This window comes from Leifsonia sp. 10N434 (genome assembly GCF_056394405.1).
In genome coordinates, this window is sequence record NZ_JBFTHV010000001.1 from 136,835 (window position 1) to 161,627 (window position 24,793).

The window sequence follows — 24,793 nt, forward strand, 5'->3', positions numbered from 1 at the left end:
GGCCGACAGCGACCAGCGCGTGCAATACTTCTGCACAGAAAGTAACCGATCAGGAGCGCCGATGCCCGCTGTGAACACGCCATCCCCGACCGTCCAGCCGACCCGGCTGGCCGCCGATCGTCTCGTGCATCTGCGCGCATCCGGTGTCAGCGTCCTGCTCGATCTTCGTGGCGGGCTGTTGCCCTCGATCGTCCACTGGGGAGCCGACCTCGGCGGCATCGGCGCCGACGAGGCGATCGCCCTGGCGGTCGCGGGCGTCGCGCCCCAGGCGAACAATACGGTGGACGAGCCGCTGCGACTGGCGATCCTGCCGGAGCAGCGCACGGGATGGCTCGGGCGCCCGGGACTCAGCGGCAGCAGAGACGGCCGGGCGTGGTCGCCCTGGTTCCGCGCGACGGAGCTCGCCGCCACGGCCACCGCCGGCGCCGACGCGCTCGCCAGCACCACCACGATCGCGGACGACGCGTTCACGACCATCGACGGAGGCGGCAGCATCCGGGTGGCGGCGGCCGACCCCGAGGCGCAGCTCGACCTCGTGGTGACCATCGAGCTCTCGGCGGCCGGGGTGCTTCGGGCATCCGCCGCTCTCACCAACCGGGGAGACACCTACCGGCTCGAAGAGCTCTCGCTCGCCCTGCCGGTGCCGGCCCGTGCCGGCGAGGTGCTCGACTTCGCGGGTCGCTGGAGCAAGGAGCGCACTCCGCAGCGCCGGCCCCTCACCGTCGGCACCCACCTCCGCGAGGGCAGGCGCGGCCGCACCGGAGCCGATGCCGCCCTGCTGCTGACCGTCGGCGAGCCGGGATTCGGCTTCGCATCCGGCGAAGTGTGGGGGCTCCACGTCGGCTTCAGCGGCAACCACCGGCACTACGCCGAGCGCAGCACCGGCGGAGAGCAGGTCATCGGCGGCGGCGAGCTGTTCCTGCCCGGCGAGATCGCTCTGAGCACGGATCAGTCGTACGAGACGCCGTGGGTCTACGGCGTCTACGGCATCGGTCTCGACGACCAGGCGCAGCGGTTGCACCGTCACCTGCGCGCACGGCCGCAGCATCCGTCATCCCCGCGGCCGGTCACCCTGAACGTGTGGGAGGCCGTGTACTTCGACCACGATCTGGACCGCCTCCTCGCCCTCGCGGAGACGGCCGCCGCCATCGGCGTGGAGCGCTTCGTGCTCGACGACGGCTGGTTCCGGCACCGCCGCAACGACAGGGCGGGACTCGGCGACTGGTACGTCGACGACGACGTGTGGCCCGACGGGCTGACGCCCCTGATCGATCGCGTGCGCGCACTCGACATGGAATTCGGTCTCTGGTTCGAACCCGAGATGGTCAACCTCGATTCGGACTTCGCCCGCGCGCATCCGGAATGGGTGATGCAGACGGGCGGCCGCCTCCCGCTGCCGTCGCGTCACCAGCAGGTGCTGAACCTCGGGATCCCGGAGGCGTACGCCTACGTCCGCGACCGGATGACCGACATCCTGACTGCCAACGACATCGCGTACATCAAGTGGGACCACAACCGCGACCTGGTGGATGCGGGCACCGCGCCGGGCGGCGAACCGGGCGTGCACGTGCAGACGCTCGCGACGTACCGGCTGATGGACGAGCTCAAGGAACGGTTCCCCGCCCTGGAGATCGAGTCGTGCTCCTCCGGGGGCGCCCGCGTGGACCTCGGGGTGATCGAGCGTACAGACCGGGTGTGGGTCTCCGACTGCAACGATCCCCTCGAACGCCAGCAGATGCAGCGCTGGACCCAGCAGCTGCTGCCGCCGGAACTGCTCGGCGCGCACGTCGCCTCCGGGCGCTCGCACACCACCAGGCGCGTGCACGACCTCGGCTTCCGCGCGGCCACCGCCTTCTTCGGGCACTTCGGAATCGAGTGGGACCTGGCGAAGGCCACGCCGGCGGAGCTCGACGAGCTCGCCGCGTGGATCGAGCTCTACCGGTCGCGCCGCTCGCTGCTGCACACCGGCGATCTGGTGCGGATGGACCAGGTCGATCCAACACTGTGGGTGAGCGGGGTCGTTGCCGCAGACCAGTCGGCGGCGCTCTTCTCCCTCGTCTACGTGGCACGTTCCGACACGGAATCCGCCGGCCGGATCACCCTGCGCGGGCTCGATCCGGAGCGTCGCTACCTGGTGCGCCCGCTGACGATCGGCAACCCCGCGCACGGCTACCACGTTCCGCCCTGGTTCGGGTTCGGTGACCGAGCCGGCGGCGCGCAGCTGGGCTCGGACGGCGTGACACCGCGGTCTCTTGCCATCGCGGCCGGGAACGAGCCGGAGGGCATCGTGCTCAGCGGGCGAGCGCTGGCGACCGCTGGGGTGCAGGCGCCCCAGTCGTATCCGGAGCAGTCCTGGCTGATCGAGGTGACCGCGATCTGACCGCGACCTGACCGCGCTGTGATCTCGATCTGACGGTCAGCGGAGCATCCGGGCGCGGATGGCCATGGCGGCCGCGCCGCGCGCCCATTCGTTGAACGCGAACGGCTGCACGTCGATCGGCGCCCAGACGGTCCGCCAGGCCACCGTATCGGCGAAGGCCGCGCTCATCGCCGGCTCCGCGACCTCGCCGAGACGCGCCCCCTCGCCGGCGAGCACGATCTTCTGCGGATCGATCAGGTTCGTCACTCCGGCCAGGAGCGCGCCGAGCGCCGCACCCGCTTCGTCGACCACCGCGCGCAGCGACGGGTCGCCCTGCTCGGCATCGTGCAGCACGTCACTGAACGACAACGCACCACCGGATGCCCGCCGCGCCGCCTGCTCGACCGCGCCGGTCGTCAGGAGCGCACTGGCGCAGCCGTGATGCCCGCGCCAGCACACGGCCTCGGACGGGAGCAGCAGCTGATGGCCGATGCTGCCCAGCGCCCCGTGAGCACCGATGATGAGGCGACCCTCGGCGACCAGGCCCATGCCGATGCCGGCCCCGATGGTGACGACGGCGAGACTGTCCAGGCCGCGCCCGGCGCCGAACCAGTGCTGCGCCTGAGTGAGGGCGGTGACATCGTTGGCGACGACGACCGGGACGGCGAGCCGGTCGTGCACAAGACGCGCCAGCGGGACATCCGTCCACTCGAGAAAGTGCGACTCGGTCACGACGAGGCCGTCGGCGCTGTTGCCGCCGAGGCTGATGCCGACACCGTCGATGGACGCGAACGACCCGGCGAGACTGCGCACGCTGCGGGCGATGGCATCCGCCACGAGTGCGGGAGCATGGCCGGCGAGGGTCTCTTCGTGCTCGGCCCGCACGGTTCCGCGCAGGTCGGTGACGACGCTGTAGACCGTGTCGGCCGTGAGCTTCACCCCGGCGAAATGCTCGGCTGAGGGATCCAGCTCGAGGGGCTGCGGCGGCCGGCCGGTCGCGCGCAGCCGGGGCTCGCCCTCGAACAGCCGGCCGTCGGCGAGCAGGCTCTTGGTGATGCGCGTGAGGCTCGGCCCGGAGAGGCCGAGGCGCTCGGCGAGCTCGACGCGCGAGAGGGGACCGTGGATCAGGATCTCGAGCATCACGCGCCCGGCGCTGCCCTGGGCGATGGCGGCCTCGCGACTTTCTTTCGACGCGACACTCTCGCTCATGCAGTCATCTTATGGTGGCGGCAGCGACCGCCCGCCCGGTTGCCGGCGGTGTCGCCGGCGCCGCTACGAGGCCGGCGGAGGCCCGGCAGGCGTGGCAGGGCCACGCCGCAGCACGAACGGATGCGGCACGGTCTTCTCGCGTGCGAGGCGGTAGGCGAGCGGCGCCCACACGATGACGGCGACGCCGGCCCCGAGGATCAGCCCTCCGATGGTGTCGCTCAGCCAGTGCGCGCCGAGGTAGGTGCGACTCAGGGCCATCAGCACCGCGTACAGCACGCCCGCGATCCACACCCACACCCGCGGGAACAGGATGCCGAGCACCACGACCATCGTCGCCGCGTTCGCTGTATGCCCCGACGGGAATGAACCGGTGTCGGATTGCACGAGAATCTCCGACGGCCGCGCGCGTCCGACGGTGTGCTTGATGACCTGCACCAGCGTGACGGATGCGATGCTGGCGATCGCGAAGTACAGGGCTCCCCACGGCCTTCGGAAGGCGAGCAGCACCAGCACGATCAGCAATGGGATGATCACCGAGCCGAGGATGCCGCCGCCGACGTTGTTGAAGGTGAGGGCGGGGACGAGCCAGAGCGGCGAACGGTGCTCGACGATCTCGCCCATCCACTCGCGATCGATCGCGAACGGCTCGGTCGGCCGGAAGGCGATCAGGGCGCCGAGGACGATCACGACCGCGACGGCGACCGACGCGGAGACCACCGGCCAGCGGCGGGCGATCCGGGCGGCCTGGTGGACGTCGGTCTGGTGCTCCATCCGTTCACCGTACCCAATCGCGGGATTCTGCGAGGGGGCTTGCGCGGTGCCCGCGCGCGGGCATCCGGCTCAGTGGGCGAGTTCGGGAACGGTCTTCGGGCGCACGATGAGCCACAGCGCGGCGATGCTGACCGCCGCGCAGATGGCCATCACGAAGCCCATCGGAGCGGCACTTCCGACACCGAGGATGCCGACGACCGGCGAGATGATGCCCGCGATGCCGAAGTTGAGCGCGCCGAGCAGTGACGCCGCCGTGCCGGCTTCGTGTCCGTGACCGTTCAGCGCGATCACCTGCACGCAGGGGAATCCGAAGCCGCAGGCCGCGATGAAGAACCAGAGCGGGATGACCGTTCCCCACAGCCCGGCGTGCGACTGGTCGAGCACGACGATCGTCACCGCCGAGACGAACATCACGATGGTCGAGACCGCGAGGATCCACTGCGGTCCGAAGTATTTCGTGAGCCGCGCGGACGACTGCACACCGATGATGATGCCGATCGAGTTCACCGCGAACAGCAGCCCGTATTGCTGGGCGTCGAAGTTGTAGATGTCCTGGAAGACGAACGAACTCGACGACAGATACGAGAACAGTCCGGTGAAGTTCATGGCGCCGACGATCGCGATGCCGACGAAGACGCGGTCGCTCAGCACCGCCTTGTAGCGCTGGCCGACCGTCGAGTGCCCGGCGTCGTGGCGGCGGGCTTTGGGCAGCGTCTCCACGATGAAGAGCGACACGCAGACGACGACGAACAGCCCGTAGACGGCGAGCACGACGAAGATGCCGCGCCACGGCATCACGAGCAGCAGCTGCGAGCCGACCACCGGGGCGAGCACGGGGGCGAGCCCGTTGACGAGGGCCAGGCGGCTGAGCATCCGGACCAGCGGGCGCCCGCCGAAGAGGTCGCGGACCATGGCCATGGCGACCACACCGCCGGCCGCGGCGCCGATGCCCTGGAAGGCACGGGCGACCCCGAGGAGTTCGACGTTCGGGGCGACGGCTGCCGCCAAGCACGACAGGATGTGCACGATCGTGGCCAGGATGAGCGGCAGCCGGCGACCGACCTTGTCGCTCCACGGGCCGACGATGAGCTGACCGAGACCGAAGCCGATCGTGGTGGCGGTGAGCGTGAGCTGGATGGCGGCGGTCGAGACGCTGAACTCGTTCTCGAGCGTCGGCAGCGCCGGGAGGTACATGTCGATCGTGAACGGTCCGAGTGCGGTGAGCGCGCCGAGCACGAGGATGTAGGTCAGCCGCTGGCGGCCGGTGAGGGAGTCACCAGGGTGGACGACGGTAGTCACGTACGGATTCCTTGATTCGTTGCAGGAGAAAGCGAACACCGCGGACGGGGCCGCGGTGCGAAATGTGGGACGGTGCCGGAAGAGGCGGAGCTGGCCGGCTCTGGCGATTCGGGGCGATCGAATCGATTCGAGAACCAAGCCGCTGCAATCCTATCGGAAATCCGGCCGCGATGTTACCGTGCACATTGTCGCCTCTTCGGGTGGCAGACCTGTGGTCGGCCAGGCTCGCACGCGAGAGGTGCGAGATGTTCGCCATGGGGCCGAATGAGCGAGATATCGCACCTTTCGGCGGCAACCGTGGCGCCAGCGCGGCGCGGCAGCGCGAAGCGCGGCGCGGCAGCGCGCAGCGCGGCGCTCAGGCGGAGGGTGCCGCCAGCAACGGCGCGAAGGCCAGCTCGGCCGCGCCGATCATCAGGATGCGCGAGCCCAGCTCCGCGCGCGCGATCGCCAGCTGCTCCCCCGACGCCGCGAGCGCCTGCGCCGCCACGAGCGGCCCCAGCCGCTCCGGGGCCAGCGCGTGCAGCGACCCGAGGAACCCGCCGAGCACGATCAGCTGCGGGTTGAACACGTTGGTCGCATTGCGCAGCGCGACCACCAGGAAGCCCAGCTGCCGCTCGATCTCCGCGAGCACGGCGGGATCGCCTGCCGCGACGGCCGCGGCGAGCGCACGATCGAGCTCGTCGGTGTCCGCCTCCTCCAGCCCGAGCACGCGGAGCAGCGCGCGCTGACTGACCTCGGTCTCCAGGCAGCCGATCGCCCCGCAATGGCACCGGATGCCCGACGAGTTCACCAGCGTGTGACCGAGCTCGCCCGCGTAGCCGGAGATGCCGGTCAGTGGTCTGCCGCCCACGATCACCCCGGCACCGATACCGGATGCGCCACCGTTCAGGTACACGAGATCGCTCGCCCCGCGCCCGGCGCCGTAGAGGCGTTCGGCGTTGGCTCCGAGGCTGGCGTCGTTGGCGGCGTGCACGGGGAACCCGGTGGCTGCGGCGAGTTCGGCGGCGAAGGGTTCGTCCGCCCACTCCAGGTGCGGGGCGAGGCGCACCACGCCGTCGCTCTCACGCACGAGTCCCGGCACGGCGACGCCGATGCCGGCGACGCGGGTCGCCTGGGCGAGGTCGGGGCGGAGCCCGTCGATGACCGCGGAGGCGATCGCCACCGCTTCCTCGGCCGACGGCACGTGACCGGTCGGGTAACGGACCCGGCGATGCAGGGTGCCGTCCAGCCCGACGACGCCGACCGTCACGGCGTCGACCTCGGGGTTCACGGCGATCGCCACCACCCGGGGATCGGCCACGACGACCGGGCTCGGCCGACCGACCCTGTTGCTGGTCTCCGGCTCGCGCTCGGTCACCAGGCCGAGCTCGACGAGCTCGGCGACGAGCGCGCCGACGGTCGACCGGTTGAGGCCGGTCGCCTGCGTCAGCGCAGAGCGCGCTGCTGGTCCGCCGCGGTGCACCAGACCGAGCACCGTCGACAGGTTGTGACGGCGCACCGTGTCGAGGTTCGTGCCCGCGGTTCCCCGCTCGTTCGACGTCATCATGATCACTTGAACACTATCCGTTCGGCCGGTCGGCACGACCCGCGCCGGCCCGCTTGCCGGCGCCGAGCACCGCGCCCGCTCGTTCTAGACTGCAGAGATGCCGCAGCTCGACCCGCCCTCGACTCTCCTGCGCTGGATCTCGGATGGGCGCATCAGCAGCGCCTACGAGCACTACGTCCTCGAAGACTCCGAACGATGCATCGCCCTCTGGCAGCCTGCCGGGACGATCGGACGCGTCGCGACCGGAGAGCGCGGCGGGCCCCGCGGCCGCAACATGGTGCCGGGCGGCTGGGACGGCGGTTTCGTCGAGCACACGTGGACCGGCGACGGCGTGCTGCGCGTGTACGTGCCCGGCCAGCCGTGGTCGACCTGGCGCTGGCTCACGGCCGACGGGTGGACGACGCATGCCTACGTCAATCTCGAGGCGCCCTGGACGCGCACGCGCCTCGGCTTCGACACGGCCGACTGGATCCTCGACGTGATCGCGGAACCCGACGGGTCGTACTCGCTCAAAGACGAGGACGAACTCGAGTGGGCGCAAGCCAGCGGAAAGTTCAGCGCGGAGCACGTGTCCGCCGTCGAAGCCGCCCAGCGCGACGCGATCGCGGCGATCGAAGCGCACGCCTTCCCGTTCGACGCCGATTGGGATGCCTGGTCCCCACTGCCCGGGCAACCCCTCGCCATCGCCGACGGCTGGGACCTCCGCTGACGGCATCCTCCCCGTGGGACGGCGAACGGTCGCCGGCTCAGGCCGGCAGACGTGCCGGGACTTCGTGGCGCACCGTGACCACGCGCGCGTCGGCGGTGGTCACCTCGTAGATCGAACCCGTGAGCTCGACCGCGGCCCGCGGCGTCGACGAGCCGGGCAGCCGACGCAGAGTCGCCTGCTTCTCGCTGACGATCGCGCCGTTGGTCGCCCCTCCGGTCGTACCTTCCACCCCGAGGTCGATGCGCGACGCCGCCACGTGCGAAGCGACCCAGATCTCGACGTCACCGGGCTCGACGACGCGCCGCATCCGGCGGTCGCTGAACGCGAAGCGGGTCGTCGGCACCGAGAACGTCACGCGCAGCGAGTCGTCGGGCGCCAGCTCGACCCGGCTGTAACCGAGCAGCTGCGCCACCGGGCGGGTCACCGTGCCCTGCACGTCGTGGCCGTAGAGCTGCACCACATCCGCACCGCGCACGTCGCCCGTGTTGGTCACGGTCACCGAGACGGCGAACGAATCGCCGGTGGCGGCATTCAGATCGACGGTGAGGTCGGAGTATTCGAACGAGGTGTAGGAGAGCCCGAACCCGAACGGGAGCAGGGGCGTCGAATCCGTGGCGGTGACGTCGGAGGGGGCGCCGAGGATCGGGTGCAGGTACGAGTACGGCTGCGCGCCGGCGGACCGGGGCATCGAGACGGGGAGACGGCCGGACGGATTCACCACGCCGGTGATGACGTCGGCGATCGCGAGCCCGCCGCCCTCGCCGGGGAAGAAGGCCTGCAGCACAGCGCCGGGCACGGCATCGCCGCCACCGAACGCCCAGTCGACGGCGTACGGCCGGCCGGTGAGGAGCACGAGCACGACCGGCGTGCCCGTCGCGACGACGGCCTCGACCAGCCGTCGCTGCACACCGGGGAGTTCGAGCGACTCGGAGTCGTTGCCCTCGCCGACCGTTCCGCGGCCGAAGAGACCCGCCTGGTCCCCGACGACGACGACCGCGAGGTCAGAGTCCGCCGCTGCGTCGACAGCCACCGCGATGCCCGACTCGTCGTCCCCTTCGACCGAGCAGCCCTCCGCATAGCGGAACTCCGGCACGGTCAGCCCCGCCGACGCGAACGCGCCCGGCAGCGCGTCGAGCACAGTCGGGATCTCGAAGCCCAACGGCAGCTCCGGATAGCCGGCGAGCACATGGTTGGCGAAGGAGTAGCAGCCCTGCAGCGCCTCGGCCCGGTGCGCATTCGGCCCGAGCACGGCGACCGTGGAGAGCGGACGCGGACCGCTGCCGAGCGGAAGCACACCGTCGTTGGACAGCAGCACGACCGACTCCTCGGCGAGACGGCGCGCCAGCGCGCGATGCCGCGGCGAGTCGAGGTCGATGTCGGTGGGCGGCTCGTCTTCGAAGGCGTCGGCGTCGAGCAGGCCGAGCTCCTCCTTCTGGGCGAGTGCACGCAGAACGGAGCGGTCGACGTACGCTTCGTCGAACTCCCCTGACCGGATGCGGTCGGCCAGCGGCTGCAGGTACGCGTCGCCCGTCGGGAGCTCGATGTCGATGCCCGCCTCGAGGGCGAGCGCGGCCGCCTCCCCGCGATCGGCGGCGACGGCGTGCATGACCTCGAGGAACGCGACGGCGAAGTAGTCCGCCACGACGACGCCCTCGAACCCGAGCTTCTCGCGGAGCACCCCGGTGAGGTACTCGGCGCTGGCCGCCATCGGTACGCCATCGATCTCGGCGTACGAGTTCATCACCGAACGGGCACCGCCGTCGAGGATCGCCATCTCGAACGGAGGCAGGAAGACGTCCGCGATCTCGCGGGGTCCGGCGTGCACCGGGGCGTGGTTGCGCCCGGCGGCGGAGCCGGAGTAGCCGAGGAAGTGCTTGAGGGTGGCATGCACGCCCGCCCCCTGCAGCCCGCGCACGTAGGCCGTGCCGACCGTGCCGACGAGGTAGGGGTCTTCTCCGATGCATTCGTCGACCCGGCCCCAGCGGGGGTCGCGTACGACGTCGAGCACGGGGGCCAGGCCCTGGTGGATGCCGAGCTGCTTCATCGAGCCGCCGATGGCCGCGGCCATCTCCTCGACGAGCTCCGGGTCGAACGAGGCGCCCCAGGCGAGCGGCGTCGGGAAGGTCGCGGCCTGCCAGGCCGCCAGTCCGGTCAGGCACTCCTCGTGCACCAGCGCCGGGATTCCCAGCCGGGTCTCGCGCTTCAGCCGTCGTTGTTCGGTCCAGAGCCACGCGGCGCGCTCCGCCGGATCCACGGGACGTGTGCCGTAGACCCGGGTGTAGTGCCCGATTCCGTCGCGGGTCACGTCGGCGAGCGCATCCGCGGACTTCTGCCCGGCGGCCATCTCGCTCTGCATGGGAGCGACGACGCCGTTCTGGTCGAGCCAGTAGCCGACGAGCTGGGCGAGCTTCTCCTCCAGCGTCATCCGGGCGTGGAGTGCGCGGACACGCTCGGACACGTCGGGCAGGGGTGGGACAGCAGCGGTCACGGGATCATCACTTTCATCGTTGGGTACGAGAGACGGCGGCGCCGTACGGAACGCGCGTGCCGGACGGCGCGTGCGCGACGCACGATCTCACCCCTTCACGGCCCCGGTCAGTCCACCCACGATCTGGCGCTGGAACAGCGCGAAGAAGATCAGCGCGGGAATCATGGAGAGCGAGGTGAACGCCAGCACTTTGGCGGTGTCCACCGAATACTGCGACGAGAACGCCTGGACGCCGAGCGGCAGCGTGAACGTCGACTGGTCGTTGAGGATGAACAGGGGAAGCAGGTAGTTGTTCCAGCTCGCGATGAACGCGAGGATTCCCGTGGTCACCACGCCGGGGATCGACAACGGCATCACCATCCGGAAGAAGAATCCGAGCCTGCTCGCGCCGTCGAGGGCCGCTGCCTCCTCCAGTTCCACCGGGATCGCCTTGATGAACGGCACCAGGATGATCACGGTGGTGGGGAGCGCGAAGCCGATCTGCGGCAGGATGACGCCGGCCAGGTTGTTGGTCAGCCCGAGATCTTTCACCAGGATGTACAGCGGCGTGATGGCGACCGTGAGCGGGAACATGAGCCCGGCGGCGAACAGCGCGTACATCGCGCCCTTGCCGCGGAACTCGTAGCGGGCCAGCACGAAGCTCACCATGAGCCCGAGCACGACCACCACCGCGGTGGTGACGATGCCGACGATCGCCGAGTTGCCGACCTCGACCCAGAAGGTCGACCCGGTGAGCACGTCGACGTAGTTCTGGAACTTCCAGGGGTCGGGCAGCCCGGCCGGCGACGACGTGATCTGCGAGTTCGAGCGGAACCCGCCGAGCACGATGTAGAGCACAGGGGCGAGGCAGAGCGCGATGAAGACGAGCGCGATGAAGTAGGTGAGCGGGCTGCCCCACTTCTCGCCCTTTCGGGCCTTGCGCAGCGGGGTTGGCGCGATTCCGACGGTTGTCGCTGACATTACTTCTGCCTCTCGGTCACAGCGCCCACCATGTCGCGTCGCAACACGAAGCGCTGGTAAATCAGTGCGATCACGAGCGAGATCACGAACATGACCACGGCGACGGCGTTGCCGTAGCCGTAGTTGCCCGAGGTGCGCCCGTTGGCGACCATGTAGGTCGCCATGGTGGAGGTGCCGGCCGTGGAGGCGACGTACTGACCCCAGATGATGTACACCAGGTCGAACAGCTGCAGGGAACCGATGATCGACAGGAACGCCCAGATCCGCACGGTCGGACCGAGAAGCGGAAGGGTGATGCGTCGCTGGATCTGCCAGTAGCTCGCGCCGTCGATCGCGGCGGCCTCGAAGAGCTCGTCCGGAATGGACTGCATGCCTGCCAGGAAGAGGATGACGGCGAAGCCGATGTACTTCCAGGAGATGATGACCATAAGCGACCAGATGGCGATGTTCGGGTCGGAGAGCCAGTCGGCGCGCAACGCGCCCAGGCCGATGGTCTGCAGCAGATCGTTGACGGCGCCGTTCGTCTGGAGCATCAGGCTCCAGCCGGTGCCCACGATCACCTCGGCGATCACGTACGGCACGAAGATCAGGATGCGGATGATGGTGCGCCCGCGGATCTTCTGGTTCAGGAGAAGCGCCAGCAGGAGTGCCACCGGGCCCTGGATGACCAGCGAGAGGACGACGATGATTCCGTTGTGCATAACCGCATCGTGGAAAGCGCTGTCGGTGAAGATGACGGCGTAGTTACCTAGACCGATGAAATCGGTCGGCGCCCCGTAGCCCTTCCAGCGGAAGAAGCCGTAGTACGCGGCCAGCACGACCGGGAAGATCACGAACGCGACGAACATGATGATCGCCGGTCCGGAGAGGATCGTGATCTCGAAGCGCTGTCGCCAGTCCGCCTTGCCTCGCTTGGGCCGCGGTCGGGCCGGGGACGACGCAGTGACTGCGTCGTCCCCGTCCTTCTGCTGGCCCCGCGGCGATGGGTCTTCGGTGAACGACGTCGCGCCGAGGGAACTGCTCATGGTGCTTGTTATCCCTTGGCCGCGGCTTGGTTGACAGCCTTGACGATGTCGTCCGAGGTGCCCTTACCGGCGAGGAGGTCGACGACCGCGGTGTTCATCGCGTTTCCGACGTTCTGGCCGAGCAGCGTGTCGAGGAACTGCGACACGTACGGAGCCTTGTTGTAGGCCTCGAGAACGGACTTGAGGTAGGGCTCGGTGATGAGGGCCTGAGCGTCCTTGTTGACGGGGATCGCGTTGAAGGCCTTGTAGTACGCCTCCTGCACGCTCTTGGTCGTGATGTAGTTCAGGAACGCCGTGCACTCCTTCTTCGGAGCCTTGGCCGAGCACGAGAATCCGTCGATTCCACCCATCATCGCCTGGGCGTCGCCCTCGCCACCGGAGATGGTCGGGAACGGGAACCAGCCGAGGTCGGGCAGCGGCTTCTCGTCAGGCGTGAGCGATGCGATCACTCCCGGATCCCACGCGCCCATGAGCTCCATCGCCGCCTTGTGGTTGGCCACGAGCCCGGCCGAGCTTCCGGCACCCTGCTGTGCCGAGGTGGTGAGGAAGCCGTTGTTGAACGGCTTCGTGGCGTTGAACGCCGCGACGTCGTCACCGGCCTTCTTCCAGCAGTCGGCGTCGAACTTCAGATCTTTGGCCGACTTGGCGAGGGTGTCCTCGCTGCACTCGCGAAGGGCGAAGTTGTAGTACCAGTGAGCCGCGGGCCACGCGTCTTTCGCGCCGACGGCGACAGGAGCGACGCCGGTCGACTTGAGCTTCGTGATGGCGGCGTTGAGCTCGTCCATGCTCGTCGGAGGCGTGGTGATGCCGGCGGCCTTGAAGAGATCCTGGCTGTAGTAGATCCCCTCGGGGAGCACGTCCACCGGCATGGCGTAGACCTTGCCGTCGTACGACTCGCCCTTGAACGCCCCGGCGCCGACGGCCGACTTGGTCTCTGCTGCGATCGAATCCGTGATGTCCATCAGCTGGCCGGCGTCGGCCATCGCCGCCATCTTGCCGCCACCGCGCTGCAGGAAGATGTCGGGAGCATCGCCGGAGTTGAGCGCCGTCTGGAGCTTTCCGTCGAGGTCCTCGTTCTGGATCGCCTGGATCTTGATCGTGACGTTCGGGTTGGCCTTCTCGAAGTCCGCAACGGTCGTCTTCCAGAACTCAGCGCCGGGACCGGTCGTCGAGTTGTGCCAGAAGGTCATGGTGACTTTGCCGTCACTCGATGCGCTGTTGTCGCCGCTGCCGCTGCAGCCCGTGGCGAGCAATGCTGTACCCGCTGCGAGGGCGAGCAGGCTCGCGACTCGAATTTTCCTCTTCATTGTGGAAACTCCCTGGTAGTGATTGGAGACACACGGCAGCCGACTGCCGCGAGACAGAGCCTCCCATCCGGATATGTTGTTTGTCAATCGATATCGACATCGATATCGATAACGATTTCAATACCGTTATCGATATCGATGTCGAAATGCGGCCGGGTCCCTGGCGCGCGGGCGTCTGCACTGTATTGTGACAACATGTCCGCGCCCGTCAATTCCTCGCTGCCGCTGGGGCGAGTGACCATCAGCGATGTGGCTCGTGAGGCGGGCGTCTCCATCCCCACGGTGTCGAAGGTCGTCAACGGCCGCTACGGCGTCGCGCCGGCCACCTCGAAGCGCGTGCTCGACGTCGTGGCCGCTCTCGGCTATGAGACCTCTCTCGTCGCCAGCAGCCTGCGCCGGCAGCGCACGAACGTCATCGGGATCCTGGTCGCCGAGTTCGAGTCGTTCTCCGTCGAGCTCCTCAAGGGCGCGTCGACGGCGGCCGCTGACGCGGGCTATGAACTGCTCGCGTATTCCGGGCTCGTCGCCGGCAACAGTCCCGTCGGCTGGGAGCGCCGATCGCTGTCCCGGCTGGCCGGCACCCTCATCGACGGCGCCATCATCGTGACGCCGACCGTGCTGATCCCCACGAGCTCCATCCCCGTCGTCGCGATCGACCCGCACACCGGGCAGGGCGGCCCGTCGACGATCGACTCCGACAATCTCGGCGGAGCACGCGTGGCGACCCGCCACCTCATCGAGCTGGGGCACCGTCGCATCGCGCACATCAGGGGCCGTCGCGATCTCGCATCCGCCCAGCTGCGCGAATCGGGGTATCGCGATTCGCTCGCCGAGGCCGGCATCCCGTTCGACCCCGCCCTGGTCGTCGACGGCGGCTACCAGACCGTCCAGACCGCGGAGGCGGCACGAGAGCTGCTCACACGTGCCGATCGGCCGACCGCCGTCTTCGCCGCGAACGACATGTCGGCGCTCGGCGTCATCCGGGCGGCGGACGAGCTCGGGCTGCGCGTGCCGGACGACCTGTCGATCGTCGGCTTCGACGACATCCCCGAGGCGAGGACGTCGACGCCCCCGCTGACCACCCTCGCCCAGCCGCTGCACGACATCGGCGCGCAGGCCCTGCAAATGCTCATCGAGCTGCTCGACGGCCGCGATGTCCCGAGCCGGGTGCATCTCCCCGCCGAGCTGGTCGTCCGCGGCAGCACCGGCCCGGCACCGGTCCGCTGAGCAGGAAGCCCTCCGCACGCATGCAGAAGGTCACGCTCGGCGCACGCTCGGCGCCGGCGAACAGGCTCTGCGAGAACGTCATCACGGTCACGGATCCCGCGGGTTCGCCGTTGCCCGGCACCGAGGTGGTCGTCGCGCAGACCGCGCACGCCTTCCGTTTCGGGAACATCGGTTTCGACTTCATCGCGGCGGCGAACGGCGAACCCGACGACGTCGGCACTCCGGAGCTGGCCGAGCTCTTCGTCGACGTCTTCAACACCGCCACCCTGCCGTTCTACTGGGCCCGCTTCGAGGCGGTGCGGGGCAGGCCGGACACGGCGCGGCTGGTGCAGACGGCACGCTGGTTCCGTGAGCGCGGCGTCGAACTGAAGGGTCATCCGCTCGTCTGGCACACCGTGCAGCCCGACTGGCTGCTCGGACTGCCGCTCGACGAGGTCGAGAGCCTGCAGCGCGAGCGCATCCGTCGCGAAGTGGGCGGCTTCGCCGGCCTCATCGACACCTGGGACGCGATCAACGAGGTCGTCATCATGCCGGTGTTCGACAACGGCGACAACGCGATCACCCCGCTCGCCCGCGCGAAGGGGCGCATCCCGATGGTCCGGATGGCGTTCGAGGAGGCGCGCGCTGCGAATCCGGCGGCGCGCCTCGTGCTCAACGACTTCGACCTGTCGAGCGCCTACGAGTGCCTGATCGAGGAAGTGCTCGAGGCGGGCATCCGGATCGACGCCATCGGGCTGCAGACGCACATGCACCAGGGCTACCGAGGCGAAGACGAGGTTCTCGGTGTCGTGGACCGGTTCGCCCGGTACGGTCTGCCGCTGCAGCTGACCGAGACCTCGCTCGTCTCCGGCGAGCTGATGCCTGCGCACATCGTCGACCTGAACGATTACCAGGTCGAGCAGTGGCCATCCACACCCGACGGCGAGGCCCGTCAGGCCGACGAACTCGAGCGGCACTACCGCTCACTCGTCGGGCATCCCGCCGTCGAGGCCATCACCTACTGGGGCATCACCGACGTCGGCGCGTGGCTGGGCGCTCCGATCGGGCTGGTGCGCGCCGACGGAACACCGAAGCCCGCCTATCACGCGCTGCGCCGGCTCGTGAAGGACGAGTGGTGGATGTCGCCGACCACCGCCACGACGGACGACGACGGCCGGATCGCGGTCGCCGGTTTCGCGGGCGACTACGAGGTGCGTGCCGGCATCGGATCGGGTGCGTTCACGCTGGGGAGCGAGCGGGGGGCGCTCGCCAACACCGGCGATCGCCGGGTCGGCCTCCGGGCGTGACGACCGGCATCGCCGACTGATCGCTCACGGCGCGGTCGGCGTCCATGAGCTTCCATCGGCGGCACTGCGCTCGACGGCCGCGAGCACGCGCTGAACGTGGAGCCCGTCGTCGAACGACGGCTCAGGGTCGGAGCCGGAGGTGATGGCTCCGACGAAGTCGACCACCTCGTGCGAGAACGCGTGCTCGTAGCCGATCGCGTGCCCGGTCGGCCACCAGTTGGCCATGTACGGATGCTCGGGCTCGGTCACGATGATGCGCGTGAACCCCTGCTCCCCCGCCGGCGCGGTCGCGTCGTAGAACTGCAGTTCGTTCATCGCCTCGAGGTCGAAGGCGATCGCGCCGCGGGAGCCGCTCAGCTCGACGCGCAGCGCGTTCTTGCGTCCGGTCGCATAGCGCGTCGCCTCGAACGATCCGACGGCGCGATCGGCGTGACCGCCCGCGAGCCGCGCCGTGAACCACGCTGCATCGTCCACGGTGACGCGCCCGCGCTCCTCCGACGCGGTCCCCGAGAGGCCGACGGTCTCCCCGAGCAGCGGGCGCTCGGTGACGAAGGTCTCGAGCGTCCCGCTCACCGTCGCGAGCCGCGATCCGGTGAGGTGCTCGACGAGGTCGATCGCGTGTGCGCCGATATCGCCGAGTGCACCCGAGCCGGCGAGCGTCTTGTCGAGCCGCCAGGTCATCGGGCCGTCCTCGTCGGTGAGCCAGTCCTGCAGATACGCCGCGCGCACCTGCCGGATGTCGCCGAGACGGCCATCCTGAACGAGCTTCCTGGCGAAGCCGATCGCTGGAACGCGGCGGTAGCTGAAGCCGACCATCGACCGGATGCCCCTGGCTCGCGCGGCGTCCGCGGCCTCGGCCATGCGCTCGGCCTCGTCGACCGAGTTCGCGAGCGGCTTCTCGCACAGCACGTGCTTGCCCGCTTCGAGCGCAGCGATCGCGATCTCCGCATGGGAGTCGCCCGGCGTGCAGATGTCGACGATGTCGATGTCCGGATCCTCGATGACGCGCCGCCAGTCGGTCTCCGCGCGCTCCCACCCGAATCGCACCCGCGCATCCTCGACCCGCTCGGCGTCCCGGCCGACGATCGTGCGCATCACGGGCTCGGCGTCGAGGTCGAAGAAGCGCGGAGCCACGCGCCAGCCCTGCGAGTGGGCGGCTCCCATGAATCCGTAGCCCACCATCGCGACCCCGAGGGTCGGCTTCGTTGTGCGGTTCATGTGATGCTCCTTCGCAGTCGTCGGCGGTCTGCACCGTAGCCTCGCCCCGCGCGGCCGCGCAAGTCGTGCGCGCTGTGCGCGTGCTCGGGGCCGCGCCCAACCGCTGGCACGCGAGTCGGGGATTAATCACGCGGATCGGCGGATTCGCGTGCTTAATCCCCGACTCGACGAGGTGGGCGGGCACGCGCGACCCGCGCTGAGACGCGAGTCAGGGATGAGTCGCGCCGATCGGGGTTTCGGAATGGGCGATCGGATGATATGTTGAGTCACGCAACAAATCATCGCTGCATTCACCAACGCCGCTGAAGGAACACCCATGACTACGACACCGACCCGCGCCGACAAGTTCTCGTTCGGACTCTGGACCATCGGATACAACGGCACCGACCCGTTCGGTGGCCCCACCCGCCCCCAGCTCGACGTGGTCGAGGCCGTCACCAAGCTCAACGAGCTGGGCGCATACGGTCTGACCTTCCACGACGACGATCTCTTCGCGTTCGGCTCCACCGACGCCGAGCGGCAGAAGCAGATCGACCGCCTCAAGCAGGTCCTCAGCGACACCGGCGTCATCGTGCCGATGGTCACCACGAACCTGTTCAGCGCCCCGGTCTTCAAAGACGGCGGCTTTACCTCGAACGACCGCGCCGTCCGCCGGTTCGCCCTGCGCAAGGTGCTCCGCAACCTCGACCTGGCCGCCGAGCTCGGCGCCAAGACGTTCGTGATGTGGGGCGGCCGCGAGGGCGCCGAGTACGACGCCGCCAAGGACATCCGGGCCGCGCTCGAGCGCTACCGCGAGGCCGTGAACCTGCTCGGCCAGTACGTGACCGACAAACGCTACGACATCAAGTTCGCGATCGAGCCCAAGCCCAACGAGCCCCGCGGCGACATCCTGCTGCCGACCGTCGGCCACGCGCTCGCCTTCATCGAGACGCTCGAGCGCCCCGAGCTCGTCGGTGTGAACCCCGAGGTCGGGCACGAGCAGATGGCCGGCCTCAACTTCGCCGCCGGCATCGCCCAGGCCCTCTACCAGGGCAAGCTGTTCCACATCGACCTCAACGGCCAGCGCGGCATCAAGTACGACCAGGACCTCGTGTTCGGCCACGGCGACCTGCAGAACGCGTTCGCCCTCGTCGACCTGCTCGAGAACGGCGGCCCCAACGGCGGCCCGTCCTACGAGGGTCCGCGTCACTTCGACTACAAGCCGTCGCGCACCGAGGACATCACCGGCGTGTGGGACTCCGCCGCGGCCAACATGCGCACCTACCTGCTGCTCAAGGAGCGTGCGCAGGCGTTCCGCGCCGACCCCGAGGTGCAGGAGGCTCTCGAAGCGTCGCGCGTCACCCAGCTGTCGGTGAACACGCTGAACGACGGCGAGAGCTACGACGACCTGCTGGCCGACACCTCGGCCTACGAGGAGTTCGACGCGGACGCGTACTTCGGCGGCAAGGGCTTCGGCTTCGTGCGCCTGCAGCAGCTCGCCCTCGAGCACCTCATCGGCGCCCGCGGCTGACCCTGCTTTTCCCCTGCTGTTCCCCCTGTCGTTGAGGGGCGGCGAACGCACCTTCCACCGGAGTGATCCGGTGCGTTCGCCGCCCCTCGACGACGTTTCTTCGATCCTGAGGAGTGAGCCCCGATGACACTCGTGGCCGGAGTCGACTCGTCGACCCAGAGTTGCAAGGTGGTCGTGCGCGACCTCGAGACCGGCGCGCTGGTGCGCTCGGGGCGCGCCGCGCATCCGGACGGCACGGAGGTCGCTCCGTCGGCGTGGTGGGACGCCCTGCAGTCCGCGATCGCGGCGGCCGGCGGCCTCGACGACGTCGCAGCGATCTCGATCGCCGGGCAGCAGCACGGCATGGTCGTGCTGGATGCGGAGGGTCGCGTCATCCGCGACGCCCTGCTCTGGAACGACACGCGCAGCGCCCAGGCCGCGCTCGACCTCATCGACGCGGTGGGAGCATCCGACTACGCCCGACGTGTCGGTGTGGTGCCGGTGGCCTCGTTCACCGCGACCAAGCTCCGCTGGCTCCGGGATGCGGAACCGGCGAACGCGGCGAAGGTGGCGGCCGTCGCACTCCCCCACGACTGGCTCACCTGGCGACTGCTCGGTTACGGTCCGGCGGGCGAGAGCCCGCTCGGTCCCGACCTCGAAGCGCTGACGACCGACCGCTCCGACGCGAGCGGCACGGCCTACTGGAGCGCCGTCTCGGGCGCGTACGACGCCGAGCTGTTCGAGCTGGCGCTCGGGCGCGCCGGGCGTGAGGCCGGGTCCCGTGCCGCCGACGGCGCCGACGGGGCCGGCGAAGCGCCCGTCGTGCTGCCGCGCGTGCTCGGCCCGTCGGAGGCCGCCGGCCGGACGCCCGACGGTGTGCTCGTCGGCCCCGGCGCCGGCGACAACGCGGGTGCGGCGCTCGGGCTCGGTGCGACCGACGGCGACGTGGTGGTGTCGATCGGCACCAGCGGAACGGTCTTCGCGGTCACCGATGCACCCGTCGCCGACAGCTCGGGAACGGTCGCCGGCTTCGCCGACGCCAGCGGCCTCAGCCTCCCCCTCATCGCGACCCTCAACGCGGCGCGCGTGCTCAGCTCGATCGCCGACCTGCTCTCGCTCGACCACGACGGCCTCGCCGCCCTGGCTCTCGAGGCCGAGCCCGGCGCCGGCGGCGTGGTGCTCGTGCCGTACTTCGAGGGCGAGCGCACGCCCAACCTGCCCGACGCGACGGCCAGTATCCACGGGCTGACGATCGCCTCGACCCGGCCGGCGAACCTCGCGCGCGCCGCCATCGAGGGGATGCTCTGCGGACTCGCCGACGGCCTCGACGCCGTGCGGTCGGTCGGGGTGAAGGAGCAGCGCATCCTGCTGATCGGCGGCGCCGCGCTCAACCCGGCCGTGCAGAGCGTTGCCGCCCAGGTGTTCGACGCGCCGATCGTGGTCCCAGCACCCGGCGAGTACGTCGCCGACGGCGGCGCGGTTCAGGCGGCGTGGGCGCTCACGGGCGAGCGGCCGTCGTGGGCGGTCGAGCTCACCACGGAGCTCGCGGTGGATGTGCGTCCCGTGATCCGCGAGCAGTACGCGGCCGCGCGCGCCTGACGGTCAGTCCGAGAATCCGGTAGCGAGGGCGGCGCCGGCCGCCCGCGCCCAGTGCGGCGCGTCGGCGATCGCCGCCGCCGAACCTCCCGCCCGTTCGCTCAGTGACGCCGTCGCGACGAAGGCGTCGGCCGGTGCGTCGATCGCACCCGCGACCAGCAGCGCGGGAACCCTTGCGGCCGCGGCCAGCCCGGACACGTACTCCGGCACCTTGCCCGCGGCCGACTGCGAATCGAACCGCCCTTCGCCGGTGACCACCGCATCCGCGTTCGCCACGAGGGCCGGGAGCCCCAACGCCTCCCCCACTGCGGCCGCGCCTGGCGCCAGCGTGGCGCCCCACGCGAGGAGGCCGTAGCCGGTTCCTCCCGCCGCCCCGGCGCCCACCGCATACGGTCGTCGGCCGACCGCGCGCGCGAGTCGCGCGAGACCGGACTCGAGGCCGGTCACCTGTGCGGGGTCCGCGCCCTTTTGCGGCCCGAAGACGGCGGCGGCGCCGGTCGGCCCGAGCAGTGGGTTGGTCACATCGCTCAGGATCCGCACGCCTTCCGGCGGCAGGGGCGGCAGGCCGCTGAGGTCGGCGCGGGCGAGCGTACCGAGCCCGCGGTTGCCGAGCCGGATGGGTCGCCCCGAGGCATCCACGAAGTGCGCGCCCAGTGCGGCCAGGGCGCCGACACCCCCGTCGGTGGAGGCGCTTCCGCCGATGGCGAGCAGCAGGCGCGGCACTCCGGCGGCGAGCGCCGCCGCGATGGCCTGCCCGAATCCGAACGTGTGCGCCTCCAGCGGTGCGAGCACCGGCATCAGCGCCAGGCCGCTGGTCTCGGCGAGTTCGACGACGCCGGTTCCGTCGGGCAGTTGCAGCCACGACGCCTCGACCTCCGCGCCGTCCGGACCGAGCACGCTCAACCGGTGGCGCACGGAACCCGGCACGGCCAGCTCGAACGCGTCGAGCGTGCCCTCACCGCCGTCTGCCATCGGCGCGAGGACCAGCCGGTCGTCGGGCCGAACCGACGCCCAGCCGTCGGCGACCGCCGAGGCGATCGCGGCGGCCGACGCCGACCCCTTGAACGAGTCGGGTGCGATGACGACGGTGTGCGGCATGCGACTACAGTGGCACGTTCTCGGCGAACGCCCTCACCGTGCGGTCGACGACGGCCGCCCGGTCGGCGTCCCAGAGCTGCTGGTTGAAGATCTCGACCTCGACGTCGCCGGTGTAACCCGCGTCGGCGACCGCGCGCGTGAGCGAGCCGAAGTCGATGTGCCCGTCGCCCATCATGCCGCGCGAGAGCAGGACGTCGGCGGCGAGCGGGGTGACCCAGTCGCACACCTGGTAGCTCGCGATGCGGCCGCCGGCCCCCGCCCGGGCGATCTGCTCCAGCACCTGGGGATCCCACCACACATGGAAGGTGTCGACCACCACGCCGACCGACTCCGCCGGGAACTGCTCCGCCAGGTCGAGCGCTTGACCGAGGGTCGAGAGCACGGCCCGGTCGGCGGCGTACATGGGATGCAGCGCCTCCAGTGCGAGAGTCACCCCGGCGGCGCGCGCGGCCGGCTCCAGCTCGCCGATCGCGTCGCGCACGCGCTCGCGGGCCGCGACGATGTCGGTCGATCCCTCGGGAAGACCGCCCGCGACGAGCACGAGCACAGCGACCGATCCCGGCGCACCGGCGGCAGCGAGCGTCGCCGCCTCCTCGATCGCGCGGCGGTTGTCGTCGATCGAAGCGCGGCGCTCCGGTCCCTCCACAGCGGTGAAGAAGCCCGACCGGCAATGGCTCGAGACGCGCAGCCCGGAGTCCGCGACCCGCGCGGCCGCCTCGGCGAGTCCCACCTCGGCCACCGGCTCCCGCCAGAGCCCGATGCTCTGCACGCCGGCGTCGCGGGTCAGCCGCAGCGCCTCGTCGAGGCCGGCGTACTTGATCGTCGCCTGATTGATCGAGAGACGAGGATGCGCGGTCATGCCTCGACACCGTTCAGCCGCAGCAGCGCATGCCAGCGGCCGGCAGCGAGCTCGGGACGCTCCAGCGCACCGGACGCATTCGCGAGGCGCACGATCTCGGAGAGATGCGGCAGGCTCCGCGCGGCATGCAGACCGCCGATCATGGTGAACGACGCCTGATGCCCGTTGAGCCAGGAGAGGAAGGCGACTCCCGTCTTGTAATAGAAGGTGGGCGCCGCGAAGATCTGGCGGGAGAGCTCCTCGGTCGGACCGAGCACCTCGCGGTAGCGTCCGGTGTCGCCGGCATCGAGAGCCTGGATCGCCGCGGACGCAGTGGGCGCGAGCGCAGCGAACGCGCCGAGCAGCGCATCCGAGTGCCCGCGCTCGTCGCCCGCGATCAGCCCGACATAGTTGAAGTCGTCGCCGGTGAACATCCGCGCGGTCTGCGGGAGGCGCGAACGCAGTGCGATCTCGGCCCCGGCATCCAGCAGGCTCATCTTGATGCCGCTCACCCGATCGGCGTTCTCGCCGATGATGCGCAGCACGGTCTCGCCGGCGGTCGCGGAGTCGGTCGAGCCGAAGTACCCGGCGAGTACCGGATCGAACGCGGCGCCGAGCCAGTGCAGCACGACCGGCGTCGAGGCCCGCTCGAGCACCGAGCGGTAGACGCGTTCGTAGTCCGAGGCCGACGACGCCGCCCGGGCGAGATGCCGGCTGGCCATGAGCACGACGCCGGCACCGGCGTCCTCCGTGAACTGCAGTTGCTCGACGTAGGCGTCGATCACGGCGTCGAGGGAGATGACCTCGTCGTCGACGTGATCGGTGTTGACGCCGACCACCAGCGCACCGCCGGCGGCCTTCGCCTCCGCCGCGCTCCGCGTGATCAGTTCGCGCGTAGCGCGGGCATCCAGGCCCATGTTGCGCTGCGCCGTGTCCATCGCGTCGGCGACGCCGAGTCCCCACGACCAGACGTGGCGGCGGAACGCGAGCGTCGCATCCCAGTCGATGTCGGCCGGCGCGCCCGGCACGTTCTCGGCCCAGGGCTTCGGCACCACGTGCGCGGCCGCATAGGCGGTGCGGGAGGCGAGAGGCGTGGTGGGACGACTGAAGGAGGGCGCTGCGGCGAGTGCGGCCGACCCCGTGGTTCCGTCGGCGTGCAGGAGGACGAGCCGGTCGTCAGCCGTCACAGGGTCACCTCGGGCAGCTCGATGCGGCGACCCTCGCGCGACGAGCGGAGGCCCTCCTCCGCCAGCAGCACGCCGCGCGCTCCGGCCAGGAAGTCGAAGGCATTGGGTCCGTCTTCGGCCACGTGGCGGATGAACTCCTCCCACTGGGTCTTGAACCCGTTCTCGAACACGTCGTTCGCCGGCGACTCGATCCAGTCGGCGTCGTAGTCGTGCTCGTCGGCGATGTCGGGGTTCCACACGGGCTTGGGCGTCGCGTTCCGCGGCTGGATCTTGCAGCCGAAGAGCCCGACGACCGCGCTGCCGAGCGTGCCGTCGACCTGGAACTCGACCAGCTCGTCCCTGTTCACGCGCGTGGTCCAGCTGGAGTTGAGCTGGGCCGTGATTCCGCCGGCGAGCTCGAAGATCGCGTAGGCGGCGTCGTCGGCCGTCGCCGCGTACGTGTCACCGTTCTCGTCGACGCGCTGCGGGATCTCGGTGACGGCGCGGGCGTAGACGGACTCGACACGGCCGAAGAGGTTCTCGAGCACGTAGCTCCAGTGCGGGAACATGTCGACCACGATCCCGCCGCCGTCTTCCGCGCGGTAGTTCCAGCTCGGGCGCTGCGCGGCCTGCCAGTCGCCCTCGAACACCCAGTACCCGAACTCCCCGCGAACCGAGAGGATGCGGCCGAAGAATCCGGAGTCGATGAGCCGCTTGAGCTTGCGCAGCCCGGGCAGATAGAGCTTGTCGTGCACCACGCCGTTCTTGACTCCGGCGGACTGCGCGAGCCTCGCCAGCTCGAGGGCGTCCTCGTAGCTCTCAGCGGTCGGCTTCTCGGTGTAGATCGCCTTGCCGGCGGCGATGGCCTTCGTGATGGCAGGAACGCGCGCCTTGGTCACGAGGAAGTCGGAGTAGATCTGCCAGCGGTCGTCGGCCAGGGCCGCATCCAGGTCGGTCGTGTAGTTCTCGATCCCGTGCCGAGCGGCGAGTTCGGCCAGCTTGGCCTCACTGCGCCCGACCAGGAGCGGCTCGACCTGCACCCGGCTGCCGTCGGACAACCTCACCCCGCCCTGGTCGCGGATCGCCAGGATCGACCGCAGCAGGTGCTGCCGATATCCCATGCGCCCGGAGACGCCGTTCATGATGATGCCGATGGTGGTGGTCTCTGCCACGGGAACTCCCTCGTTCTGGGTGCCGGCGAT

The 24,793-nt window shown here is 70.0% G+C and carries 19 protein-coding genes; 6 read left to right on the forward strand and 13 right to left on the reverse strand.

Annotated elements, in window-relative coordinates; genetic code table 11:
- The first annotated feature begins 61 nt into the window (after window positions 1-61).
- Complete coding sequence (locus tag AC1DB1_RS00630) at window positions 62-2,380, forward strand: alpha-galactosidase (RefSeq protein WP_477199407.1); 2,319 nt, start codon at window positions 62-64, stop codon at window positions 2,378-2,380.
- 36 nt (window positions 2,381-2,416) lie between these two features.
- Here the strand turns inward: AC1DB1_RS00630 and AC1DB1_RS00635 are convergent, their stop codons facing one another.
- The 4 genes from AC1DB1_RS00635 to AC1DB1_RS00650 form a co-directional block, all read right to left on the reverse strand.
- Window positions 2,417-3,568: an ROK family protein gene (locus AC1DB1_RS00635; protein WP_477199408.1), complete on the reverse strand. Its 1,152-nt coding sequence runs from the start codon at window positions 3,566-3,568 to the stop codon at window positions 2,417-2,419.
- A 63-nt stretch (window positions 3,569-3,631) separates the two neighbouring features.
- Window positions 3,632-4,339, reverse strand: a complete 708-nt coding sequence (locus AC1DB1_RS00640) for a phosphatase PAP2 family protein (protein WP_477199409.1) — start codon at window positions 4,337-4,339, stop codon at window positions 3,632-3,634.
- Window positions 4,340-4,408: 69 nt separating this feature from the next.
- Window positions 4,409-5,638 carry a multidrug effflux MFS transporter gene (locus AC1DB1_RS00645; RefSeq protein WP_477199410.1) on the reverse strand — a complete coding sequence of 410 codons (1,230 nt, stop codon included), beginning with the start codon at window positions 5,636-5,638 and terminating at the stop codon, window positions 4,409-4,411.
- Between the two features lie 355 nt (window positions 5,639-5,993).
- Complete coding sequence (locus AC1DB1_RS00650; protein ID WP_271177266.1) at window positions 5,994-7,184, reverse strand: ROK family transcriptional regulator; 1,191 nt, start codon at window positions 7,182-7,184, stop codon at window positions 5,994-5,996.
- Between the two features lie 97 nt (window positions 7,185-7,281).
- On the opposite strand from AC1DB1_RS00650, the gene AC1DB1_RS00655 reads away from it, so the two are divergent.
- Complete coding sequence (locus AC1DB1_RS00655; RefSeq protein ID WP_477199411.1) at window positions 7,282-7,893, forward strand: ribonuclease FAU-1 family protein; 612 nt, start codon at window positions 7,282-7,284, stop codon at window positions 7,891-7,893.
- A gap of 37 nt (window positions 7,894-7,930) precedes the next feature.
- On the opposite strand, the gene AC1DB1_RS00660 is transcribed toward AC1DB1_RS00655, so the two are convergent.
- The 4 genes from AC1DB1_RS00660 to AC1DB1_RS00675 form a co-directional block, all read right to left on the reverse strand.
- Window positions 7,931-10,381, reverse strand: coding sequence for a beta-xylosidase/alpha-l-arabinosidase (locus tag AC1DB1_RS00660; RefSeq protein ID WP_477199412.1), 2,451 nt, complete (start codon window positions 10,379-10,381; stop codon window positions 7,931-7,933).
- An 87-nt stretch (window positions 10,382-10,468) separates the two neighbouring features.
- On the reverse strand, window positions 10,469-11,341 hold the full coding sequence (locus AC1DB1_RS00665; protein ID WP_477199413.1) for a carbohydrate ABC transporter permease: 873 nt from the start codon (window positions 11,339-11,341) through the stop codon (window positions 10,469-10,471).
- On the reverse strand, window positions 11,341-12,366 hold the full coding sequence (locus AC1DB1_RS00670) for a carbohydrate ABC transporter permease (protein ID WP_477199414.1): 1,026 nt from the start codon (window positions 12,364-12,366) through the stop codon (window positions 11,341-11,343). Before AC1DB1_RS00670 ends, AC1DB1_RS00665 begins: the two co-directional genes overlap by 1 nt.
- A gap of 8 nt (window positions 12,367-12,374) precedes the next feature.
- On the reverse strand, window positions 12,375-13,673 hold the full coding sequence (locus tag AC1DB1_RS00675) for an ABC transporter substrate-binding protein (RefSeq protein WP_271177271.1): 1,299 nt from the start codon (window positions 13,671-13,673) through the stop codon (window positions 12,375-12,377).
- 195 nt (window positions 13,674-13,868) lie between these two features.
- On the opposite strand from AC1DB1_RS00675, the gene AC1DB1_RS00680 reads away from it, so the two are divergent.
- Window positions 13,869-14,900 carry a LacI family DNA-binding transcriptional regulator gene (locus AC1DB1_RS00680; RefSeq protein WP_271177272.1) on the forward strand — a complete coding sequence of 344 codons (1,032 nt, stop codon included), beginning with the start codon at window positions 13,869-13,871 and terminating at the stop codon, window positions 14,898-14,900.
- Window positions 14,901-14,920: 20 nt separating this feature from the next.
- Window positions 14,921-16,186, forward strand: a complete 1,266-nt coding sequence (locus tag AC1DB1_RS00685; RefSeq protein WP_477199415.1) for an endo-1,4-beta-xylanase — start codon at window positions 14,921-14,923, stop codon at window positions 16,184-16,186.
- 24 nt (window positions 16,187-16,210) lie between these two features.
- On the opposite strand, the gene AC1DB1_RS00690 is transcribed toward AC1DB1_RS00685, so the two are convergent.
- The gene (locus tag AC1DB1_RS00690; protein ID WP_477200063.1) at window positions 16,211-17,368 is read right to left on the reverse strand and encodes a Gfo/Idh/MocA family protein; all 1,158 of its coding nucleotides are present in this window, start codon (window positions 17,366-17,368) and stop codon (window positions 16,211-16,213) included.
- Window positions 17,369-17,720: 352 nt separating this feature from the next.
- Between AC1DB1_RS00690 and xylA the strand changes: the two genes are divergently transcribed.
- Both xylA and AC1DB1_RS00700 read left to right on the forward strand, forming a co-directional pair.
- Window positions 17,721-18,914, forward strand: a complete 1,194-nt coding sequence (gene xylA, locus AC1DB1_RS00695; RefSeq protein WP_477199416.1) for a xylose isomerase — start codon at window positions 17,721-17,723, stop codon at window positions 18,912-18,914.
- Window positions 18,915-19,037: 123 nt separating this feature from the next.
- Window positions 19,038-20,492, forward strand: coding sequence for a xylulokinase (locus AC1DB1_RS00700; RefSeq protein ID WP_477199417.1), 1,455 nt, complete (start codon window positions 19,038-19,040; stop codon window positions 20,490-20,492).
- Window positions 20,493-20,495: 3 nt separating this feature from the next.
- On the opposite strand, the gene AC1DB1_RS00705 is transcribed toward AC1DB1_RS00700, so the two are convergent.
- The 4 genes from AC1DB1_RS00705 to AC1DB1_RS00720 are packed head-to-tail and all read right to left on the reverse strand — an operon-like array spanning window position 20,496 to window position 24,733.
- Window positions 20,496-21,587, reverse strand: coding sequence for a glycerate kinase (locus tag AC1DB1_RS00705; protein ID WP_477199418.1), 1,092 nt, complete (start codon window positions 21,585-21,587; stop codon window positions 20,496-20,498).
- A gap of 4 nt (window positions 21,588-21,591) precedes the next feature.
- Window positions 21,592-22,446, reverse strand: a complete 855-nt coding sequence (locus tag AC1DB1_RS00710; protein ID WP_477199419.1) for a sugar phosphate isomerase/epimerase family protein — start codon at window positions 22,444-22,446, stop codon at window positions 21,592-21,594.
- Window positions 22,443-23,612: a dihydrodipicolinate synthase family protein gene (locus AC1DB1_RS00715; protein ID WP_477199420.1), complete on the reverse strand. Its 1,170-nt coding sequence runs from the start codon at window positions 23,610-23,612 to the stop codon at window positions 22,443-22,445. The genes AC1DB1_RS00710 and AC1DB1_RS00715 overlap by 4 nt, the downstream gene beginning before the upstream one ends.
- Window positions 23,609-24,733, reverse strand: coding sequence for a Gfo/Idh/MocA family protein (locus AC1DB1_RS00720; protein ID WP_477200064.1), 1,125 nt, complete (start codon window positions 24,731-24,733; stop codon window positions 23,609-23,611). The genes AC1DB1_RS00715 and AC1DB1_RS00720 overlap by 4 nt, the downstream gene beginning before the upstream one ends.
- Between the last annotated feature and the right edge of the window lie 60 nt (window positions 24,734-24,793).

What these genes read in the sequence shown, in the direction of transcription:
- AC1DB1_RS00655 (WP_477199411.1), top strand. Translation starts at nt 7,282, where the DNA reads ATGCCGCAGCTCGACCCGCCCTCGACTCTCCTGCGCTGGATCTCGGAT.
- AC1DB1_RS00675 (WP_271177271.1), bottom strand. Translation starts at nt 13,673, where the DNA reads ATGAAGAGGAAAATTCGAGTCGCGAGCCTGCTCGCCCTCGCAGCGGGT.
- AC1DB1_RS00685 (WP_477199415.1), top strand. Translation starts at nt 14,921, where the DNA reads ATGCAGAAGGTCACGCTCGGCGCACGCTCGGCGCCGGCGAACAGGCTC.
- AC1DB1_RS00705 (WP_477199418.1), bottom strand. Translation starts at nt 21,587, where the DNA reads ATGCCGCACACCGTCGTCATCGCACCCGACTCGTTCAAGGGGTCGGCG.
- AC1DB1_RS00670 (WP_477199414.1), bottom strand. Translation starts at nt 12,366, where the DNA reads ATGAGCAGTTCCCTCGGCGCGACGTCGTTCACCGAAGACCCATCGCCG.
- AC1DB1_RS00650 (WP_271177266.1), bottom strand. Translation starts at nt 7,184, where the DNA reads ATGATGACGTCGAACGAGCGGGGAACCGCGGGCACGAACCTCGACACG.
- AC1DB1_RS00665 (WP_477199413.1), bottom strand. Translation starts at nt 11,341, where the DNA reads ATGTCAGCGACAACCGTCGGAATCGCGCCAACCCCGCTGCGCAAGGCC.
- AC1DB1_RS00680 (WP_271177272.1), top strand. Translation starts at nt 13,869, where the DNA reads ATGTCCGCGCCCGTCAATTCCTCGCTGCCGCTGGGGCGAGTGACCATC.
- xylA (WP_477199416.1), top strand. Translation starts at nt 17,721, where the DNA reads ATGACTACGACACCGACCCGCGCCGACAAGTTCTCGTTCGGACTCTGG.
- AC1DB1_RS00700 (WP_477199417.1), top strand. Translation starts at nt 19,038, where the DNA reads ATGACACTCGTGGCCGGAGTCGACTCGTCGACCCAGAGTTGCAAGGTG.
- AC1DB1_RS00635 (WP_477199408.1), bottom strand. Translation starts at nt 3,568, where the DNA reads ATGAGCGAGAGTGTCGCGTCGAAAGAAAGTCGCGAGGCCGCCATCGCC.
- AC1DB1_RS00640 (WP_477199409.1), bottom strand. Translation starts at nt 4,339, where the DNA reads ATGGAGCACCAGACCGACGTCCACCAGGCCGCCCGGATCGCCCGCCGC.
- AC1DB1_RS00630 (WP_477199407.1), top strand. Translation starts at nt 62, where the DNA reads ATGCCCGCTGTGAACACGCCATCCCCGACCGTCCAGCCGACCCGGCTG.
- AC1DB1_RS00690 (WP_477200063.1), bottom strand. Translation starts at nt 17,368, where the DNA reads ATGGTGGGCTACGGATTCATGGGAGCCGCCCACTCGCAGGGCTGGCGC.
- AC1DB1_RS00710 (WP_477199419.1), bottom strand. Translation starts at nt 22,446, where the DNA reads ATGACCGCGCATCCTCGTCTCTCGATCAATCAGGCGACGATCAAGTAC.
- AC1DB1_RS00720 (WP_477200064.1), bottom strand. Translation starts at nt 24,733, where the DNA reads ATGAACGGCGTCTCCGGGCGCATGGGATATCGGCAGCACCTGCTGCGG.